Source organism: Pauljensenia sp. C0254C2 (assembly GCF_056583835.1).
Window position 1 is genome coordinate 295,014 of record NZ_JBWPJO010000001.1, and the last position, 19,477, is coordinate 314,490.

Annotated in this window: 18 protein-coding genes; 16 read left to right on the forward strand and 2 right to left on the reverse strand. The window is 61.2% G+C overall.

Annotated features, from left to right (window positions below; all coding sequences use genetic code 11):
- The first annotated feature begins 110 nt into the window (after positions 1–110).
- Together AC1DA5_RS01375 and AC1DA5_RS01380 are read left to right on the forward strand one after the other, a co-directional pair.
- On the forward strand, positions 111–1,343 hold the full coding sequence (locus AC1DA5_RS01375) for a PAC2 family protein (RefSeq protein ID WP_480289070.1): 1,233 nt from the start codon (positions 111–113) through the stop codon (positions 1,341–1,343).
- A complete protein-coding gene (locus tag AC1DA5_RS01380) occupies positions 1,336–2,583 on the forward strand; it encodes an MFS transporter (protein ID WP_480289071.1) in 1,248 nt (415 codons plus the stop codon). The genes AC1DA5_RS01375 and AC1DA5_RS01380 overlap by 8 nt, the downstream gene beginning before the upstream one ends.
- On the opposite strand, the gene AC1DA5_RS01385 is transcribed toward AC1DA5_RS01380, so the two are convergent.
- Entirely contained in the window at positions 2,558–3,379 is an 822-nt protein-coding gene (locus tag AC1DA5_RS01385) for a spermidine synthase (protein WP_480289072.1), read from the reverse strand. The genes AC1DA5_RS01380 and AC1DA5_RS01385 overlap by 26 nt on opposite strands.
- A gap of 45 nt (positions 3,380–3,424) precedes the next feature.
- Between AC1DA5_RS01385 and dinB the strand changes: the two genes are divergently transcribed.
- Entirely contained in the window at positions 3,425–4,696 is a 1,272-nt protein-coding gene (gene dinB, locus AC1DA5_RS01390) for a DNA polymerase IV (RefSeq protein WP_058236459.1), read from the forward strand.
- A 46-nt stretch (positions 4,697–4,742) separates the two neighbouring features.
- Positions 4,743–5,177, forward strand: coding sequence for a DUF3040 domain-containing protein (locus tag AC1DA5_RS01395; protein ID WP_058236460.1), 435 nt, complete (start codon positions 4,743–4,745; stop codon positions 5,175–5,177).
- Between the two features lie 45 nt (positions 5,178–5,222).
- Here AC1DA5_RS01395 and AC1DA5_RS01400 read toward each other — a convergent pair whose 3' ends face one another.
- A complete protein-coding gene (locus AC1DA5_RS01400) occupies positions 5,223–5,351 on the reverse strand; it encodes a hypothetical protein (protein WP_257590402.1) in 129 nt (42 codons plus the stop codon).
- 246 nt (positions 5,352–5,597) lie between these two features.
- Here AC1DA5_RS01400 and mraZ point away from each other — a divergent pair, with 246 nt between their 5' ends.
- The 12 genes from mraZ to ftsZ all read left to right on the forward strand — a co-directional run bounded on the left by mraZ (position 5,598) and on the right by ftsZ (position 19,477).
- Positions 5,598–6,029, forward strand: coding sequence for a division/cell wall cluster transcriptional repressor MraZ (gene mraZ / locus AC1DA5_RS01405; RefSeq protein WP_058236461.1), 432 nt, complete (start codon positions 5,598–5,600; stop codon positions 6,027–6,029).
- A 112-nt stretch (positions 6,030–6,141) separates the two neighbouring features.
- Positions 6,142–7,125 carry a 16S rRNA (cytosine(1402)-N(4))-methyltransferase RsmH gene (gene rsmH, locus AC1DA5_RS01410; protein WP_058236462.1) on the forward strand — a complete coding sequence of 328 codons (984 nt, stop codon included), beginning with the start codon at positions 6,142–6,144 and terminating at the stop codon, positions 7,123–7,125.
- On the forward strand, positions 7,122–7,520 hold the full coding sequence (gene ftsL / locus AC1DA5_RS01415; RefSeq protein WP_058236463.1) for a cell division protein FtsL: 399 nt from the start codon (positions 7,122–7,124) through the stop codon (positions 7,518–7,520). The genes rsmH and ftsL overlap by 4 nt, the downstream gene beginning before the upstream one ends.
- Positions 7,521–7,544: 24 nt before the next feature.
- A complete protein-coding gene (locus AC1DA5_RS01420) occupies positions 7,545–9,287 on the forward strand; it encodes a peptidoglycan D,D-transpeptidase FtsI family protein (protein WP_058236464.1) in 1,743 nt (580 codons plus the stop codon).
- A gap of 34 nt (positions 9,288–9,321) precedes the next feature.
- The gene (locus AC1DA5_RS01425) at positions 9,322–10,755 is read left to right on the forward strand and encodes a UDP-N-acetylmuramoyl-tripeptide--D-alanyl-D-alanine ligase (RefSeq protein WP_058236465.1); all 1,434 of its coding nucleotides are present in this window, start codon (positions 9,322–9,324) and stop codon (positions 10,753–10,755) included.
- A complete protein-coding gene (mraY, locus tag AC1DA5_RS01430) occupies positions 10,752–11,837 on the forward strand; it encodes a phospho-N-acetylmuramoyl-pentapeptide-transferase (protein WP_058236862.1) in 1,086 nt (361 codons plus the stop codon). Before AC1DA5_RS01425 ends, mraY begins: the two co-directional genes overlap by 4 nt.
- Positions 11,837–13,270, forward strand: coding sequence for a UDP-N-acetylmuramoyl-L-alanine--D-glutamate ligase (gene murD / locus AC1DA5_RS01435; protein WP_058236466.1), 1,434 nt, complete (start codon positions 11,837–11,839; stop codon positions 13,268–13,270). Before mraY ends, murD begins: the two co-directional genes overlap by 1 nt.
- 12 nt (positions 13,271–13,282) lie before the next feature.
- A complete protein-coding gene (locus AC1DA5_RS01440; protein WP_227469203.1) occupies positions 13,283–14,608 on the forward strand; it encodes an FtsW/RodA/SpoVE family cell cycle protein in 1,326 nt (441 codons plus the stop codon).
- Entirely contained in the window at positions 14,605–15,720 is a 1,116-nt protein-coding gene (gene murG / locus AC1DA5_RS01445; RefSeq protein WP_070725884.1) for an undecaprenyldiphospho-muramoylpentapeptide beta-N-acetylglucosaminyltransferase, read from the forward strand. Before AC1DA5_RS01440 ends, murG begins: the two co-directional genes overlap by 4 nt.
- The gene (gene murC, locus AC1DA5_RS01450; protein ID WP_058236468.1) at positions 15,717–17,114 is read left to right on the forward strand and encodes a UDP-N-acetylmuramate--L-alanine ligase; all 1,398 of its coding nucleotides are present in this window, start codon (positions 15,717–15,719) and stop codon (positions 17,112–17,114) included. Before murG ends, murC begins: the two co-directional genes overlap by 4 nt.
- On the forward strand, positions 17,111–18,097 hold the full coding sequence (locus tag AC1DA5_RS01455; protein WP_257525444.1) for a cell division protein FtsQ/DivIB: 987 nt from the start codon (positions 17,111–17,113) through the stop codon (positions 18,095–18,097). The genes murC and AC1DA5_RS01455 overlap by 4 nt, the downstream gene beginning before the upstream one ends.
- Positions 18,098–18,217: 120 nt before the next feature.
- The gene (ftsZ, locus tag AC1DA5_RS01460; protein WP_058236470.1) at positions 18,218–19,477 is read left to right on the forward strand and encodes a cell division protein FtsZ; all 1,260 of its coding nucleotides are present in this window, start codon (positions 18,218–18,220) and stop codon (positions 19,475–19,477) included.

Consider the following 19,477-nt stretch of genomic DNA (forward strand, 5'->3'; position numbering starts at 1 on the left):
GACTTCGGCATACATAGCGAGATAGAAATTTCACCTTGTAGCTCAAAGCTCGCCTGAGGGCACGGATTTGGGTACCGTGGTAGTAACGACACAGCTGAAAGGAGGCAGCGATGGCTGACAATACGCTTGATCAGTTCCTGGACGACCAGGAAGCGTACGACGACGGCCCCGCCAAAGGCGCGCGTGCCCCCATTTTGCTGACACACTTTGACGGTGCGATGGATGCGGGAACCGCCGGCCACCTCGCAATCGAGCAACTGTTGCACACGCTGGACACCCAACGCGTGGCCACGTTTGAGTCGGACATGTTCATCGACTACCGCTCACACCGCCCTGTGATGAATATTGACGACTGGGTGACAACCTCTCTTGAAGTGCCTGAAATTGCACTTGACCTGGTCTACGACGATGCGGGAGTGCCGCTGCTGGTTCTCCACGGGCCTGAACCCGACGCGAAGTGGGAAACGTTCGTCCGAGCCGTGTCCCACCTTGCCGAGCAGGCAGGCGTGGAGATCTCGTTCTCGCTGCACGGCATCCCTTCCGGTGTGCCGCATACCCGGCCCACACCTGTTCATATGCACGCCACAGACGGCTCCTTGTTGCCTGAGCAGCCGCAGATGTCGGGAACGATGCGCTTTCCGGCACCCATGACGTCATTCCTGCAGTCCCACCTGGCCAGTCAGGGCATTGACGGTGTGACCATGCTGGCGGCAGTGCCGTATTACATGTCTGACACGCAGTACCCGCGTGCCGCTTCAGCGCTGTTGACCTCGCTGTCGGACTACGCTGACCTGTCTCTTCCGGTTGGCGACCTGGAGCGCGGTGCCAGCGAGGAGATTGACCAGGTAACTCAGCTCATTGAGGCCAACGAGGAAGTCTCGCGTACCATCGCCGCCCTCGAAAAGCACTATGACGCGCTGGCGACCGCGTCGAACAGCACGGAAACCTTCCGGCTGCCTGACTCGGAAAGCTCCGCAATGTCGGCGGAGGACATTACCGAGACCATCGAGGAGTTCCTGCGTACCCGCTCACAGCGTTCAGCCGAGGCTGACGCGACCAGCGCGAACACCGACGAGGCAACGCAGGGTGACGAGGAGGATCAAGTCACCATTGATGATGTCCTCGACCGCCTCGAAGAAGGTTCCTTCCACGCGCGTCCTGCTCGTGGCGCCGAGAGCGAATCATCGGCGCGCCCATCACAGGGCCAGCGCGAAACTGTCGAGGATGTTCTGCGACGCCTGCGTGAACGCAGCAACGACAGTGAGGCAACCGAACGTAACCAGACTCTGCGCCACCGTGCCGATCCGACATGGGGACCCCCTCAGCAGCCATCCGATGACTAGGCGGGCACTTCTCGTCTGGACGAGCGCCATGTTCGCCTACGTGCTGGCCGTTGCTGCACGTACATCCCTGGGCGTTGCCGGTATTGAAGCGATGGATCGTTTCGCCATGCCCGCATCCGTGTTGGCTGCGTTCTCCTCCGTGCAGCTGTTCGTCTACGCTGCGATGCAGATCCCATCGGGACTTGCGCTGGATCGGTGGGGGCCGCGACGCGTTCTCATGATCGGCGCAGCCCTCGTGTCCATCGCCCACATTGCCATGGCGTGCGCGACGAACCTGCCGCTGGCATTTGCTGCCCGCATTCTGCTGGGAGTGGGTGACGCGACGGCCTTTATTTCTGTGCTGCGCCTGGTACCGAGCTGGTTCACCCCATTTCGCGTACCGCTGATGACTCAGCTCACCGCAATTGTCGGACTGCTCGGCCAGGTGGTGTCAGCCGTTCCCTTCCTGTGGGCGCTGCGCGCCTTCGGCTGGACTCCAGCCTTTTGCATCCTGGCGGGTCTTGGATTTGCGGCAACGCTCCTCATCGGATTGGCTGTTGCGGACAAACCCGGAGCGAAACGTGAGCGTTCAGATCAGCAGGGGGAGCACGCGCTGACCATCATTAAGTTCGTCATGCGTGACCCGTCGACATGGCTCGGGTTCTTTGCCCACTGGACAGGCGGAATGCCCGGAATGACTTTCACACTCTTGTGGGGCGTTCCGTTCATGACTCTCGGCATGGGACTGAGCCCCGCTGTCGCCTCAGCGGTGCTCGTAGCATTCACCTGCGTCAATATTGCGATCGGTCCAGTTGTCGGTCAGCTGACCGCGTTACGACCCGGTGGCAGAGTTCTGGGCGTGTTGGCCGCGGCCGCTGCCTCCACCTTCGCATGGGTCATTGTGCTGGCTCGCGTACAGCCTGCCGGTGCCTGGGCAGCATTCTTGCTGGGAATCGTGCTTCCCGTCAGCGGCGTCGCTTCAACAATTGCATTCGACTTTGTGCGCCGCTCTTCACCCGAACACCGCCTGGGTACGGCAACCGGAACGGTCAATATGGGCGGTTTCGTTGCCACGATCGTGACAGTGCAGGTCATCGGCGTCGTCCTTGACCTGTTGAACCCGACACGCGAATACGGGTGGAGCGAGTTCCGCGTGGCGATGTCCATCCAGGCCATCACACTGCTCATCGGGGTGATCGGTGTGATCGTGAATGCGCGGCGTGCTCACGTACGCATCATTCGCCCTGTGGATCTTCCATAGGCCGAGCCCCCGCAATCCACTGGTTTAACGACTTACCTGCCATGATGCGCGCTGGAAGTGCGAGCTTGCGCAGCAGCCGGTCCAACTGGGCAACATCCAGCGGCGCAAAGTGCGGCGACTGGTCGCGGACCGTCTTCCGTCCGGCCACCATGACATTGCCCCACCTGCCTGAACGCGCCACCTTCGGGTCCGCAACGGCGACAACTTCATCGAACGCCTCGCTGATTGCAGCAACGTCAGGGCGCCCGTTTGCCTTCCCACCGTGCGGCACGTTGGCCACGTACAGTCCACCCGGTACGAGGGCATCCCATGCTGATCGAGCCGCCTGAAGCGTCATCAACTGGCGGGGCACGCTCTGATCGGAAAAAGCGTCACGTACGATGACGTCCCACCGCTCAGGGCGCGTCGAATCGAGGACCTGGCGCCCTTCGCCCACACGTATCTTGAGTTGAGGCGAGCGCGGCAGATCAAACAGGTCACGCATGCTGTGCGCCAGATCTTCATCGATTTCAACGACGCAATGGCGCGACTGTGGACGCTTGATGCTCCATGCCCATGCCAGAGCGCAGCCGGCTCCGCCGATATGGAGAGCACGCACCGGCTCAGGTGATGGTGCAAGCGCTTCGAGGGCGGCATCCATATGCTGCATGTATTCAAATTCGAGCACCTCAGGATGGTCGACATCGACACTGGAGGACTCTGCACCGTTGACGAACACTGTCGCATGGGAACCATCCCACGTCACCCGTGCCGAGCCAGTGGAGATCGCAAATTCGTGAGCGTCGCGTGAAGACATACCCGTTACTGTAACGCCCCTAAGATAGTGATGAGGGGAGGAGCCATGTCGAACGCGCCGCGCGACAAGCGCGCCAAACGCAACTGGGGCGATGACGATTCAGCCACCCCGATCATCCACGTGGATATGGACTCCTTCTTTGCTTCGGTTGAACTGCTGGAAAATCCGCAGCTGCGTGGCAGACCGCTGATCGTCGGCGGATCAGGAATGCGGGGCGTGGTCACATCCGCAACCTACGAAGCACGTGAATTCGGAGTGCGTGCCGGTATGCCGATGGCGCGGGCGCGCGCACTGTGCCCCAGTGCGCAGGTGGTCTCCGGGCGCCGGGAAATATACAGCGCATACTCGACGCGTGTGATGGCGATCCTCGCTCAGATCACGCCACTGGTTGAGCAGGTCAGTATTGACGAGGCCTTCCTGGACGTCGCCGGCGCCAGGCGCCGGCTCGGGTCACCCACCACGATCGGACATCTCATCCGCAGGCGAATCCGGGAGGAGGTCGGCCTGCCGGCCTCAGTCGGGATCGCCTCCACGAAATCCGTTGCAAAGATCGCGTCATCACACGCCAAGCCGGACGGACTACTGCTGATACCTGAGGATCAGACGGTGGCATTTCTGCACAGTTTGCCAGTGGGCGTGTTGTGGGGCGTGGGAGGTCGAACGCTGGATGTGCTGCAGCAGGAAGGCGTTGAACGTGTCGCCCAGTTGGCGCAGATGCCGATGACACGGTTGACGAAGCTGTTGGGAGTGGCCAGTGCGCACCACTTGCACGACCTGGCGTGGGGCATCGACCGCAGGCGCGTGCATGTGGAACGCGAAGAAAAATCGGTCGGAACCGAAACAACCTTTGAGACGAACGTGACCAGCCGGCGTGACCTTGAGCAGTTCATCGTGCGAGCCGCCCACAAGTGCGCTCGTCGACTGCGAGCAGGCGGACAGGTGGCGTGGACGGTTACGATGAAGATGCGCGATGCCTCATTCCGCACGATCACACGATCCGCCACACTGGTGGCGCCTACCGATGAAGGCCGCGTCATTGCCCGCGCTGCCCACGACCTGTTTGCAGCCGAAGTGATGCCGAGCGGGGGAGTCAGACTCATGGGCGTGCGAGCCGAAAATCTGCAGCTGCGCCGGGACGGCGTGGCGGTCCTGATGGACAATGACGGGCGCTCGCGGGCTGTGGAGGAGGCGATGGATCACGCCAGTGAGCGTTTCGGTGACGGAGCACTGCGACCAGCTTCTTTGCTGGGCACTAGCGTCAAAAAAGACGATGTGTCGCCTGCAGATCGTGGCCCGAATGGTCTTAGGGAACCTTAGACCGTTACACTGGATCCGTAACGTCCACAGCCGAAGGAGGTGCGCGATGGCCCTGTCCGACTATGAAAAAGAAATACTCGAACAAATGGAGAGCCAGCTGCGTGAGGACGATCCGGAACTCGCCTCGACCATGTCGGCTCGCACCTCGCGATCCTCACGTGCACGTTCCTCGTACGACACTTCCGCTGATTCCCCTCGGCGCTCCAAACTCTCCCCGCGCAACATGATCCTCGGCGCTTTCTTCGCTGTCATCGGCATGTGTGTGGTGCTCGGTGGTGTGACGCTCGGTTACGGCATATGGTCGATCCTTCTGGGAGTGCTCGGATTCTGCATCATGGTCGCCGGTATTCTCTTCGCGTTGCATACGCGCCCGGTGGATCCCGCCTCGTCGAAGAAGTCTGGCACGAAGCCGTCCAGTGGACGTTGGACGGATTTCGTTGCGAATCAAAATCGCCGCTGGGACGAACGCGGCCGCGACTAGTCACTGCACACTCGCCGTTCCTTCGTTCTCCATTCTTGCCGCCGCTCATTCTTTTGTGCCCTCATCGACGAGGGTGACTGACGTGAGTTGGCGCTGGCTGCCCACTGATATCACCGCGCCGCGAATGTCGTGGACGTCCACCACTGTGCACCACTGCGTGTGCTGACCCCTCATCGATGAGGGAATACCCCTGCGAAATCTGCAGCCTCGACCCTGATATGCCTCGATGTGGCACATATTCATGCCCGTCAACACCCGGCGTTGAGAATTTTCCCTCCACCTTCCTCCACCCTGATTTTTACGCGATTTTCCAACGTTTATTTTCAAAATAAACCGAAACATGGGCGCAAAATGTTCCCATAGTGGTTGAAAGTGGGTTAAAGTGGAGCTGCGTGTCACGGAGGGGAAGGGAGGTGTGGCATGTTCCTGGGAACGTACGAGCCGAAGCTCGACGACAAAGGGCGTGTCATTCTGCCTGCTCGTTTCCGTGATGACATGGAAGGTGGAATCGTCCTCACCCGTGGTCAGGAACACTGCATCTACGCATTCCCTGCCCATGAGTTTGAGTCCATGGCACAAGAACTGATGCGCGCGCCCTTGTCATCGAAACAGGCGCGCGACTGGGTTCGCGTCATGCTCTCAGGTGCCTACAAGGAAATTCCAGACAAACAAGGACGCGTTGTCGTTCCAGCTGACCTGCGAGCATACGCCGGACTTGACCGGGAACTCACAGTCATCGGAGCTGGCGCACGTGCTGAAATCTGGGACACCACAGCGTGGCGCGAGTACCTCACCGTCCAAGAAGATGTTTTCGCCAATACAGCGGACGAAATCATCCCCGGAATGTTCTGACCCCACCGTGCCCTCCGCCCGACGCTCTGACATCACTTCCCCGATGGCAGATCGGCGGGGGAGAAGCAGGTGGGAAGAACGCACACAGGCAGATCACGGACAAGGAGGCGACGTGAGCGCAGAAACTACACGCGATGCAGCTCAGCTGCACACGCCCGTCCTTGTCGACCAGTGCATGGATCTGCTCGCCCCTGCCCTCACTCGGCCCGACTCTCTTCTGATCGACGCCACCTTGGGAATGGGCGGTCACACGCACGCAGCCTTGACACGCTTTCCCTACATCCGTGTGGTCGGAATTGACCGCGACCCGCAGGCCATTGCGCTGGCAAGCGAACGTCTGCGCGAATTTGGACAGCGCTTCGAAGCCGTGAACACAACATACGATCAAATCGGCCAGGTCATTGACGACCACTCGGCAGACGGACTGGCAGATGCCGTCCTGATGGATCTGGGCGTCTCCTCACTGCAGCTCGATGAGACAGAGCGAGGCTTTTCCTATGCGCATGACGCACCCCTCGACATGCGCATGGACCCGACCCGTGGACGCAGCGCAGCCGAACTCATTGCAGATGCGAGCGTGCAGGAACTGACGGACATCCTGCGCACCTTCGGGCAGGAACGCTTTGCGCACCGCATCGCCACGTTGGTTGTCAAAGAGCGCGCCGAGCAGCCCATCACGAGAACCGGACAGCTGGCGGATCTGGTCAAACGCGCCATCCCTGCGCCGGCACGCCGCACGGGCGGAAACCCCTCCAAACGCACGTTCCAGGCGCTGCGAATTGCCGTCAACAGCGAGCTGGACATTTTGCGGGCCGCCATTCCGCAGGCACTGAGCCATCTGCGCGTGGGCGGACGAATGGTTGTCGAAGCCTACCAGTCCCTCGAAGACCGCATCGTCAAAGAGATCTTCGCTCAGGGCGCCCGTGACAATGCGCCGCCCGGACTGCCGGTGGTGCCTGAGTCCATGAAAGCGACACTGACACTGGTCACACGTGGCGCTCTTCAAGCTGACAGCGCTGAACAGGAATCCAACCCTCGATCACGATCCGTGCGCGTGCGCGCCGTCGAAATCCGTTCCCCATGGAGGCCACAATGACAAACGAAGCAGTGGCGCGTACACGTCCAGCATCCCGTACCCGCGAGACGCTGCGGCCCACCCTGCACCTGATCGAGGGAAAGATTCCGCAGCGCTCAGTCATCCCGCTCGCACTCCTGGCGATCGCGATTCTGCTGGCGGCAATTGTCGTGCCGCTGGTCGTCAACACGCAGATGGCTGAAACTGCGTTTGAGATCAGGGAGATGCAGCTGGAGGTCAACGCGCTAGATGCTGAAGCGTGGACCCTGCAGACGCAACTGCACAACGCATCGTCACCTCAGGCCCTCGAAAAATCTGCACGCGATCTTGGTATGGTTCCGGCAGGACCCACCGGGTTCGTCACGTTGTCGAACGGCACCGTCGAGGGCGGCCAGGCCGCTTTTCGTAGTGAATAACGCGCAGCTAGAAAGGCTCACTAGATGAACACTCGTGCGGGGCGGCAGGAGTCGGCTCGGCGCGCCCACTGGATCTTGTTCATCACCCTTTTCGCACTGTGCGCATGCGTGCTGCGCCTCTTCCTGCTGCAAATCGTCCAGGGGCCAGCTCTGGCTGCCGAAGGCCTCGAAGTGCGAACATCGGCCTCTGATATCACCGCTCAACGTGGCTCCATTACTGATGACACCGGAATCGTTCTAGCTGAATCCGTGCAGACTTACCACATTGCCGTCAACCAGATCAATATCCGCACCTACGAACATGACGGTCAGATCGGGCCGGCAGCAGCAGCCTCGCAGCTTGCCCCACTGCTCAGGATGGACCCGGTCGAACTGGGCGGACTGATGGTCGGTGATTCGACGTATGCCTACGTCAAGAAGAACGTGGATGCGGTGACCTATCGCAAGATTCGTGCCATGGACATCTACGGCATTGAGTGGGAATCAGCTTTTGAGCGCACCTACCCCAATGGCTCGACCGCAGGCCCCGTCATCGGCACCATCAATGCCGAGGGGGTCGGCGCCTCCGGTCTTGAAGCCACGATGGATCAGATTCTGCAGGGCAGCGCCGGACGTGAAGCCTTCGAAATTGCTCCGAACGGCGCCATTATGCCAGGCGGAAAGCACACAGTGGCTGAACCGGTCTCAGGCGGATCGGTGCGCACAACACTTCGCGCCGACCTTCAGCATGGTGTCCAGGAAGCCCTCGATGCGCGCGTGAAAGCACACAACGCCGACTGGGGTGCCGTCGTCATCACCGACGTGAAGACCGGACGAATCCTCGCCCTGGCTGATTCCAATTCCACCGCGCCCAACAGTGCCACACTTCAGCCGGTTTCCGCCGTCCAATATGCATTTGAACCCGGATCGGTCGGCAAGGTCGTCACCGTGGCCACAGCCCTGAATAAGGGCACAATCACCCCGACCAGTGAATTTACCGTGCCCTACTCTCTGGACGACCTGCCGGGAGCTGACGGCCCGATTAGTGACTTCCACGAGCATCCCACAGAACGAATGACGGCAACAGGAATCCTGGCAGAATCATCCAACACAGGCACGATCCTGATTGGCCAGACCGTTGACGATGCCGACCGGTATGACATGATGCTGAAACTGGGTCTCGGTGCCCCTAGCGGCATTGAACTGGCCGGCGAATCATCCGGCGTGGTTCGCACACCCGACCAGTGGATCGGACGAGACAAATGGGTGTCCATGTTCGGACAGTCCTACTCCATGACAGCCGTCCAGGAAGCCACGATGATGGCCACAATCGGCAACGGCGGCGTGCGCATGCCGCCACGCATCATCGACTCGTGGCAATTGGCCGACGGTACTGTCCACACCCCCGACCCAGTCCAACCAGTCCAGGCAATGAGCGCACAGAGTGCATCCGACCTGCTGAAGATGATGGAATCGACCGTGGCGACGGACGTCGGCACGGGACAGACAGCCAAGATCGACGGATACCGGCTGGCCCTCAAAACGGGTACTGCTGACATCTTCGTGGACGGCGTGCCCGCAACCGTATCCACTGTGGCAGGTGTCCTCCCCGCCGAAGCGCCTCAGATCGCAGTGTCAGTTGTGCTCTACAATCCGAAAGTCGGAGTGATCTCATCCGATTCGGCGGCGCCCCTCTTCGCTGAGGTCGCCTCACAGGCGGTGCGAAATCTCGCAATTCCCGCATCACAGGAACAGGCAGAGCTATTCCCGCTCAGACCGGGCTCATGATAGAGGACAGGGACAACCTGCTGAAAGAAGGACGATGAACAGGCAAGCAGAATGGGTAGCCCGAGCAGTGGGCGGGCAGATGATCGGCCCCGATGTGACGGTCACGGGACCAGTGGTCACCGATTCGCGTGAAGCAACCGCAGGATCGCTCTACGTCGCCCGTCGCGGCGAGAACGCCGACGGGCACGACTTCATCGCCAGTGCGCGAGACAACGGAGCGGTGGCCGCCCTGGTCGAACGTGAAATACCACAGGCCGGACTGACCCAGATCGTCACCCCCGAATCGACCGAGGCGCTCGGCGTCCTCGCCCATGCACATCTGGAGGACCTGCGACAGGCAGGCCCCCTCGATGTCATCGCTGTGACAGGGTCCGCCGGAAAAACCACCACCAAGGATCTGCTTGCTGCGCTCATGGCGACCGACGGGCCGACCGTTGCGCCCAAACTGTCCTTCAATAACGAGGTTGGCCTGCCACTGACCGTCCTCAAGGCCGACGAACACACACGTCACCTGGTGCTGGAAATGGGTGCATCGGGGCCCGGACATCTGCGCATGCTCACTGGCATTGCCGCTCCGGATGTGGCGATTGAACTGATGGTGGGCACAGCGCATCTGGGAGGCTTTGGATCGCGCGAAGCCACCGCCTCCGCAAAAGCCGAACTGATTAAGGGCATGAAACCTGACGGGACAGCTGTACTGAACGCTGATGATGACTACGTGGCGGCGATGGCTCAGCGTGCGCCAGGACGCATCATCGGATTCACCACGCGCACTCAGTACCCGCAGTTCACCGACACGTGGATCCGCGCGGAAAACATTACGATCGACGCTGACGAACGCGCCGCATTCGACCTAATCACACCCGAAGGATGTGCTCACGTGCACCTGACATTGGTGGGCGCGCATCATGTGCACAACGCGCTGGCAGCCGCAGCCGGAGCATACGCGTGCGGCATCGACACGCAGACCATTGCGCAAGTCCTGACCGCTTCGGGGCCATCATCGCCACACAGGATGGACATCGAGACAGTCACGCTGGACGAGGGACGCACCATCATCCTGATCGATGACGCCTACAACGCCAACCCGGATTCCATGCGCGCAGCACTGACCGCTCTGAAGCATCTGGGTGCTCAACGCAATGCGCGAACCGTGGCAGTGCTGGGCGCCATGCTGGAGCTGGGGGAGCAGTCCGAGGCCCTGCACCGAGACGTTGCCCAAATGGCACTTGATGCAGGCGTGTCCCATATCTTCACGTGGTCAGCTGATGCGCAGCCACTTGCCTCCCACGCGCAGGCGAAAACAGATTCAGGCACCGAAGTGACATACAGTGAAGACTGGAATGAGACACTGGGCGAACTCACCAGCGCCGTTCGTGACGGCGACATTGTGTTAGTCAAAGGCTCATACGGATCTCATGCGTGGCAGATTGCCGCAACACTGATGGAAAGCGGGTGCAGTCGATGATCGGGGTTATTGCGTCATTCGCGGTCGGCCTGGTGCTCTCACTGGGCCTGACACCCCTGTTTATCCGATTCCTTGTCCGTCACCAATACGGACAGTTCATCCGCCAGGACGGCCCCACCCAACACCTGACCAAACGTGGCACACCGACAATGGGTGGCGTTGTCTTCATTGGCGCCACCATCATCGCGTGGCTTGCTGGCAACGCCGTAAACCGCACGCTGCCCGCCTATTCATCACTCCTGCTCGCATTCCTCTTTGTCGGCTTGGGAATCGTCGGCCTGCTCGACGACGGCATCAAAATACGCAAACAACGATCCCTTGGCCTGCACGCAGGTGCGAAGATCATCATGCAGGTGGCGATCGGCTCCATCTTCGCCATTTTGGCACTGATGCGACCCAACGAACGCGGCATCACACCTGGATCGACGGCGATATCCGTGGCACGTCCCACCGGTATCGATCTGGCGTTCGCGGGCATCATCGTGGGCGGCATCCTGTTCGTCCTGTGGGTCAACTTTCTGGTTGCCGCATGGTCCAACGCCGTGAACCTGACAGACGGCCTGGATGGTCTGGCGACCGGCGCATCAATCTTCGTCTTCGGAGCGTACGCGCTGATCTCAGTTTTTCAGGTGACACAGTCGTGCTGGGGAACGACGATCAATACGGCAGCCTGCTACACGACCCGTGACCCCTTGTCACTGGCAATTTTCTGCGCCGGCCTGGTGGGAGCGCTGGCCGGTTTCCTCTGGTTCAACGCCTCACCCGCACAGATCTTCATGGGGGACACCGGATCTCTCGCCCTGGGCGGCGCAGTCGCCGGCATGTCGATTTTCACGAACACGGAGTTCCTGGCCGTCATCATCGGCGGACTCTTCGTCATCATCACGATGTCTGACGTCATCCAGATCAGTGTGTTCAAACTGACGCGCAAACGTGTCTTCCGCATGGCGCCGCTTCACCATCACTTCGAACTCAAGGGCTGGAAAGAAATCACCATCGTGATCCGTTTCTGGCTGATCGCCGCACTCCTGGCAGTGATCGGCGTCGGCCTGTTCTACGCGGAGTGGGTGTCATGGCTGTAATGGAACAACTGCCCCAACCCGGTCGTGCAGCAATCATCGGATGGGGAATGTCCGGTCGGGCCGCAGGCCGCGCCCTGAGTTCACGAGGCTGGGACGTCACGGGCTTCGACCAGCACGACGTTGCCGAAAACAACGACCGTGTCGAGGTTATCGCTGACGCCGATGAACTGGCCACACGCGTCGTGCAGACCGCGCCCGACCTGATCGTCATGTCTCCGGGAATCGCACCCCACGAGCCAGTATGGCAATCGGCATTGTCTGCGGATATCCCAATCGTCGGCGAGATGGAACTGGCGTGGCTCCTGCAGGAATCCGGCCTGCATGCAGGCCGCCCCTGGCTGATGGTCACCGGTACGAACGGCAAGACCACAACGGTCTCGATGCTGGCGGCCATGCTGCGCGCAGGCGGAGAGAATGCCCTCGAAGTAGGCAATATCGGCGTCCCCATCACGCAGCTCATTGACGATGATGCTGACGTGTTTGCAGTGGAGGCATCCTCATTCCAACTGTATTCGACCCGCACCGTATCCCCGGAAGCGTCCGTTGTCCTCAACGTCGATGCCGACCATCTGAACTGGCACGGCAGTGTCGAGGCCTACGCGCAGGCAAAGGCACGCATCTACGAAAACACACGCATCGCATGCGTTTATCCGTCAGCTGACCGTCGCATCGAAAAAATGGTGGAGAACGCGGACGTCATTGAAGGGGCGCGCGCCATCGGATTTACACTGGGCACCCCTGCTGTCTCACAGGTCGGCATTGTCGAGGACACCCTCGTCGATCGGGCCTTTCTGGATGAACGACGCACGCACGCATTGCATCTGGCTGAATTCGATGACCTCGTTCATGTCTCCGGTGCACAGCCCTCGCCCGCACTCCTGATGGATGCGCTGGCGGCCGCCGCTCTTGCACGCGCACACGGAGTGACGCCCGAAGCTGTTGCAGAGGGTCTGCGCACTTTCACGCAACCCGCCCACCGGCGAGCCATTATCTCGCACGCAGCGGACATGACGTGGATTGATGATTCAAAAGCCACCAATGCGCATGCCGCCGCTGCTTCCCTGGCTGGTGTCACGCCGGGAACTGCCATCTGGATTGCTGGGGGAGACGCAAAGGGGCAGAACTTCGACGACCTTGTCACCCGCGTCGCCCCGTTGTTGCGCGGCGTGGTGCTCATTGGCGTCGACCGGGCGCCTTTGAGGAACTCACTGGCGGCGCACGCTCCGTCGGTGCCTGTCGTGGAAGTCGATGGTCATGATGACTGGATGTTCTCGGTGGTGAACGAGGCGGTTGGCCTGTCGCGACCGGGCGACACCGTGTTGCTGGCTCCGGCAACCGCATCGTGGGATCAGTTCGACAACTACGGCCAGCGAGGCGATGTTTTTGCCCAGGCGGTGCAGCGCCTGGAAGACATGTGGAACACCAACAAGTAGGGGAGGCAGATTGTGGCGGACCAGGTGACCCGCAGTCCGCGCGAACGGCTGGCGCGCCTGTGGCATCGCATACCGGCGATCCGCTTCGGGCGGGAAGGCCAGTCATCTGCCGCGCGTGAATCCTCGCCTGTCACGTCCTACTACCTCGTCATCATCCCCGCAGTGCTGCTGGCACTGATCGGACTGCTCATGGGGTTTTCTGCCTCCGCCGTCACCAACATTGCCCAGGGTGAAAACCCCTATATCGCTTTCCTGAAGCCGCTGGCGCTGACGACAATCGGGCTCATCATGATGTTCGTGGCACAGATGGTGCCCGAGAAGGTCTACTACGCCGGAGCCCTTGTGCTGTTCGCACTCGCCTGCCTCCTCCAGGCCCTGGTCATGGTGCCGCTGTTTGGCCGTGCCGAGGGCGGCAACACGAACTGGATCCATATTCCCGGTCTGCCGTTCCTGATCCAGCCATCCGAACTGCTTAAACTGGCGCTCATCATCGCTTTGGCCCAGCTCGTCGCCCGCAGGGATTCGCGCCGTGATGACTTCAAGCAAATGGCGATCCGCTGTGGTGGTGCGACCGCCGTTGCGCTTGGCCTGGTCATGCTCGGACACGACATGGGGACAGCCCTCGTCGTCGCCACGTGTGCCTTTGGCGCGCTGTGGGTGGCAGGACTGCCCAGGAAGTGGTTCGGCTATGCGATCCTGGCAGCAATCCCGATTCTGGCATTCCTCGTCGTGCAGAACCCCACGCGACTGAGGCGCATCATCGCCATTATTCCCGGCATGGGGCCGGAGCGCTCCACCTCAGCTCCCGAACAGATCGACCACGCGCTGTGGGCATTCGGCTCTGGAGGGCTGATGGGGCTGGGACCGGGCGCATCGCGTGAAAAGTGGGAATACCTCCAGGCCGCGCACACCGACTTCATCCTTGCCATCGTGGGCGAGGAGTTCGGCCTGCTGGGCACATGCTCGGTCCTGGTTCTCATGATGCTGATGGTGTGGGGAATGGTGCGCGTCAGCAGGGAAACCACATCGCTTTTTGCCGCTGTTATGTGCGGCGGCATCGCATCGTGGATCGCTGTTCAGACCGTCATCAACGTCATGTCGGTAACCGGCATCGGCCCGGTGATCGGCGTGCCGTTGCCGCTGGTATCCTCTGGCGGTTCGGCGTTCGTATTTACCGCTAGCGCTGTTGGGGTGGTAGCGTCATGTGCGCGCGCGAATGCTCGCATGCGAATGTTCGGCTCTCCCGACGAGGCTTCCGCAGGACGCGATCCACGCCGACGCATTCACAAGCGTCCCGCGCGCACACGACCAGTACGACAGGCACAGAAGGCGCGATGACACACACAATAGTTCTGGCAGGCGGCGGCACAGCCGGTCACGTCAATCCGTTGCTGGCAACGGCCACGTGCCTGCGTGAGCGCGGATGGGATGTGCGAATCCTCGGCACGCGCGAAGGCCTGGAAGCAGATCTGGTCCCGGCAGCAGGATTTGAGTTTCACGAAATTGAACGTGTGCCCCTGCCACGCCGACCCACCCCGGCATTGCTGACAGTTCCGCAGCGACTGCGCCACGCAATCGCGCAGTCCCGCAACGTGATCACAGGAGCTGACGGGTTGTTGGGTTTTGGTGGATACGTCTCCACCCCCGCCTACTTTGCCGCACGTTCAGAGCACATCCCGATCGCCATTCATGAACAAAATGCGCGCCCCGGCCTGGCGAACCGACTGGGAGCCAGATGGGCCGCCCTCGTCGCACTCACGTTCGCTTCCACGCCGCTTGCAGCACGACAGGGACGCACCGAGGTCGTCGGATTGCCCCTCCGCCCGCAGATCGCGCGCCTGGCGCATCTGCGAACCACCGACGAGGGTGCCCGCACCGCCCGCGTCGAAGGCGCGCAGCGCTTCGGACTTGACCCGGATCTGACCACGCTGGTCATCACGGGCGGCTCCCTGGGGGCGCTTCACATCAACACAGTCATGGCATCCATCGCCTCCGAGCTGCCTGAGGGCTGTCAGGTTCTGCACCTGACCGGTAAAGGCAAGGACGATGCCGTGCGTGCCAGTATTGACGAGGCGGGAGTGGCTCACCGATGGCACGTGGTGGACTACACAACTGACATGCATGATGCGCTGGCCGTGGCCGACCTGGTGGTCTGCCGCTCAGGTGCCGGCACCGTCGCGGAGCTGAGCGCCCTCGGACTGCCTGCCGTCTATGTCCCCCTCCCGATCGGCAACGGTGAGCAGCGTCTGAATGCGCATGACCACGTCGCAGCAGGCGGTGCAGAGCTGATCAACGACGCGCACTTCACCGTTGAACGCGCACGCACCGACGTCATGGGCATACTGACTGACCAGGAGCGCCTCAGCCGGATGCGCAGCGCGTCAGCTCATGGATCCTCTGCCAACGCCGCTGAGCGCCTGACAGACCTCGTGGAGGAGATGTGCAGATGAACGCGCAAACCGGTATCAGCACAGTTCATCTCATTGGCGTCGGCGGAGCCGGTATGAGCGTGGTGGCAGAGCTGCTTCATGCTCGTGGTTGTACCGTCAGCGGGTCGGATCAGAATCCGTCATCTGTCATTGACAGGCTTCAGGCAGCGGGAATTGACGCCTATGTCGGCCATGACGCCGATCGGGTCCCGGCCGACGCCACAGTTGTAGTCTCGACGGCAGTGCGTCCAACGAATCCGGAACTGGTCCGTGCCACCGAGCGTGGCCAGAGTGTTATTCACCGCTCCCAGGCACTTGCCTATGCCGCCAGCGGCATGCGTTTTGTCGCTGTTGCCGGCGCGCACGGCAAGACTACGACATCTGCCATGTTGACTATTGCGTTAGCTGAAGCAGGGGAGGATCCCTCGTGCGCGGTCGGCGGTATCGTGCCCCAATTTGGCACTGGTGCGCACCTGGGCGGCGGAGACATTTTTGTGGCCGAGGCAGATGAATCCGATGGCTCATTCCTGAACTACCATCCGACAGTCGCCCTCGTCACCAATGTTGAGCCGGACCACCTGGATCACTACGGCTCAACGGAGGCGTTCGAGCAGGCATTTGTGGACTTTGCGCACCGCATCGTTGCCGGTGGAACACTGGTGTGCTGCGCGGAAGATCGAGGTGCGCGGGCGTTGGCGCAGGCAGCTCGTCGCGATGGCATCACCACGCTGACCTATGGCCGCCCTGAACACTGTGAGGCGGTGCCGGATGTGACGATAACTGATGTTGCGACAACTGATCATGGCTCGAGCGCCCACCTGTGCGGACCTGACACGCTGGAGGCGACGATTCGCCTCGCCGTGGTGGGTGATCATAACGTGCTCAACGCGGCGGGTGCATGGGCGGCAGGATGCGCGCTGGGGGTCGATGCCGGCCGTCTTGCCAACGGTCTGTCGCATTTTTCAAGTACAGGTCGCCGATTCGAACTTCGCGGCCAGGTGGGCTCCAGACGCGTTATTGATGACTACGCGCACCACCCGACCGAGGTGGAAGCAGCTCTCAGGCAGGCCCGGATCGTAGCTGACGGCGGCGAGGTAACCGTCGTCTTCCAGCCGCATCTGTTTAGTCGCACACGTGCTTTTGCCCAGCGTTTCGCTGACGCTCTGGCGCACGCGGATCATGTGGTCGTCACCGATATTTACCCGGCGCGTGAAGATCCGATCGAGGGAGTCGACTCTGGATTGATCGTGGCGCACCTGCCTCGAGCCCAATGGATCCCGGACATGCATGAAGCTGCCCGCCTGGCAGCGCGTCAGACAGGAGAACATGGCATAGTGATGACCATGGGTGCCGGCTCAATCACGCAATGCGCGGATGACGTTCTCGATGAATGGCGCAACGGGGACGTGCAGTGAGGCAACCACCCCGGCCTCGCCCTCCCCACGAGCCTGCCGAACAGCCTGAACGCTCCACCGTGCATGATCGCCATGCAATCGGTGGGCGATCCGCATCAACGCAGCATTCCGAATCGAGCAGGCGGCCCGCCTCGACTCAGCGATCTGCGTCGGCCACGCGATCCGCGTCGGTGGAACGTATCCGCGGGCCACGCCAGATGCGCACGCCGCTGTCCTCGTCCAGTGCGGTCGACGCATTCGGCGAGCGGCGCGCGAGGGGCCAGAAAAACTCGAAGGTCACCCGTCTTGATGAACGACGCAAAGCACGTAGACGGCTGTCTCTTCGCACTCTGATGTCGATTATTGTCACTGTCCTCCTTGCTGCAGCGGCGATCTGGGCCATCTTCTTTTCGCCACTTTTCGCCCTCACGACCTCGCGCATCACCGTCGAGGGCGCGAATGACGTCGTACCGGCCGAGCAGGTGATTGCCAGCGTCGACGAATTCAGCGGAACCCCGATTACGCGACTGTCGATGTCATCAGTTGTGCAGGCTGTGAATTCGCTGACGCTGGTACGCGACAGCCAGGTGCAGCGTTCGTGGCCCAATGGGCTGACCATTACGATCACCGTTCGCAGGCCAGTGATGGTGGAAATGGTCGGTGAAAATGCCCGCGTCATTGACGAGGACGGCGTGGAGATACCCGGGGATCCGCCCGAGGGTCTGCCTGTTGTCGCGCTTCCATCTGAGGACCCTCTCAGAGCGCAGGCAATTGAGCAGGTCCAGACGGTGTGGGCGGCGCTCAGTTCTGAGCTGCGTCAGATGACAGGAAAGATCAGTGCCGACGGACAGCAGCTGACCATTACCTTGGCGGATAACCGTGTGGTGCGGTGGGGGACCCAGGATGATTCGGATCTGAAGTCACGCGTCCTGAAGGTTCTGATCGACCAACGACCTGCGCAGGTCTATGACGTAAGTTCTCCGACCCGGCCGGTCACGTCCTAGCGACACGCCCACATCTTTCCTTGCAGTTTGAGGTGTTGTTTCCTACCGTCTTTCCGGCAGAATACAGGAGAAACACCAACCTTCAACTTGAGGTTGAGGGTTGAGTGGGAGGGGCACAAAATGGCAGGACCTCAAAACCACCTCGCAGTGATCAAGGTGGTCGGAGTCGGCGGCGGCGGCGTCAATGCTGTTAACCGAATGATCGAAGCAGAACTCAAAGGCGTCGAATTCATTGCGGTGAACACAGACGCCCAGGCTCTGCTGATGTCAGATGCTGAAACCAAACTTGATATCGGTCGCGACCTGACCCACGGCCTGGGAGCGGGAGCTGACCCGTCAGTGGGCCGTCAGGCAGCTGAAGACCACATCGATGACATCAAGGCCGCCCTTGAAGGCGCCGACATGGTGTTCGTCACCGCCGGTGAAGGAGGCGGCACGGGAACGGGCGCAGCCCCCATCGTTGCCAAAGCCGCCCGCGACTCCGGCGCTCTGACAGTCGGCGTCGTCACCCGCCCCTTTTCCTTTGAAGGCATGCGTCGCGCCGCCCAGGGCGAACAGGGCGTTGAGGCACTGCGCAAAGAAGTCGACACGCTGATCGTCATCCCGAATGATCGCCTGCTGTCCATCTCGGATCCCAATATCTCGATCCTTGAAGCATTCCAGGCAGCCGACCAGGTCCTGCTCTCGGGAGTGCAGGGAATCACTGAACTCATCACCACCCCGGGTCTGATCAACGTCGACTTCAACGACGTGAAGTCCGTGATGCAGGATGCCGGATCCGCGCTGATGGGTATCGGTGCTGCTACAGGTGATGACCGCGCGCTGCGCGCCGTGGAAACCGCGATTTCCTCCCCGCTGCTTGAAGCCAGCATTGACGGCGCTCACGGCGTCCTCATGTTCTTCCAGGGTGGCTCGGATGTTGGCCTGCAGGAGATCTACCAGTCCGCACTGCTGGTGCGCGAAGCCGCTCACCCTGAAGCCAACATCATCTTCGGCAACGTCGTTGACGATTCGCTGGGCGACGAGATCCGCGTCACCATCATTGCGGCCGGATTTGACGACCAGCCCGTGACGTCAGGTAACACCGATGCGACAGCGAAGAAGCCGGAACAGCCGGCACCTGTCGCCGCGCCGGCCCCGAAGTCTGCGGAAGAACCCTTGCGTGAACGCTCAGCGGGAACCATTTCCCAGACGCCGGTTCGCCCCGCACATCGTGCAGAACCTCGCGTGCCTACCCGCACGCAGGCGCCGTCCGCCACACCGTCGGATGCGCCCAGTGCTCAGCCTGCTCCGCGAGATGCCGATTCGCTGGAAGTGCCGCGCATCTTCGACGAGGATGACTCCGCTGACGACCTGGATATTCCTGATTTTCTGCGCTGA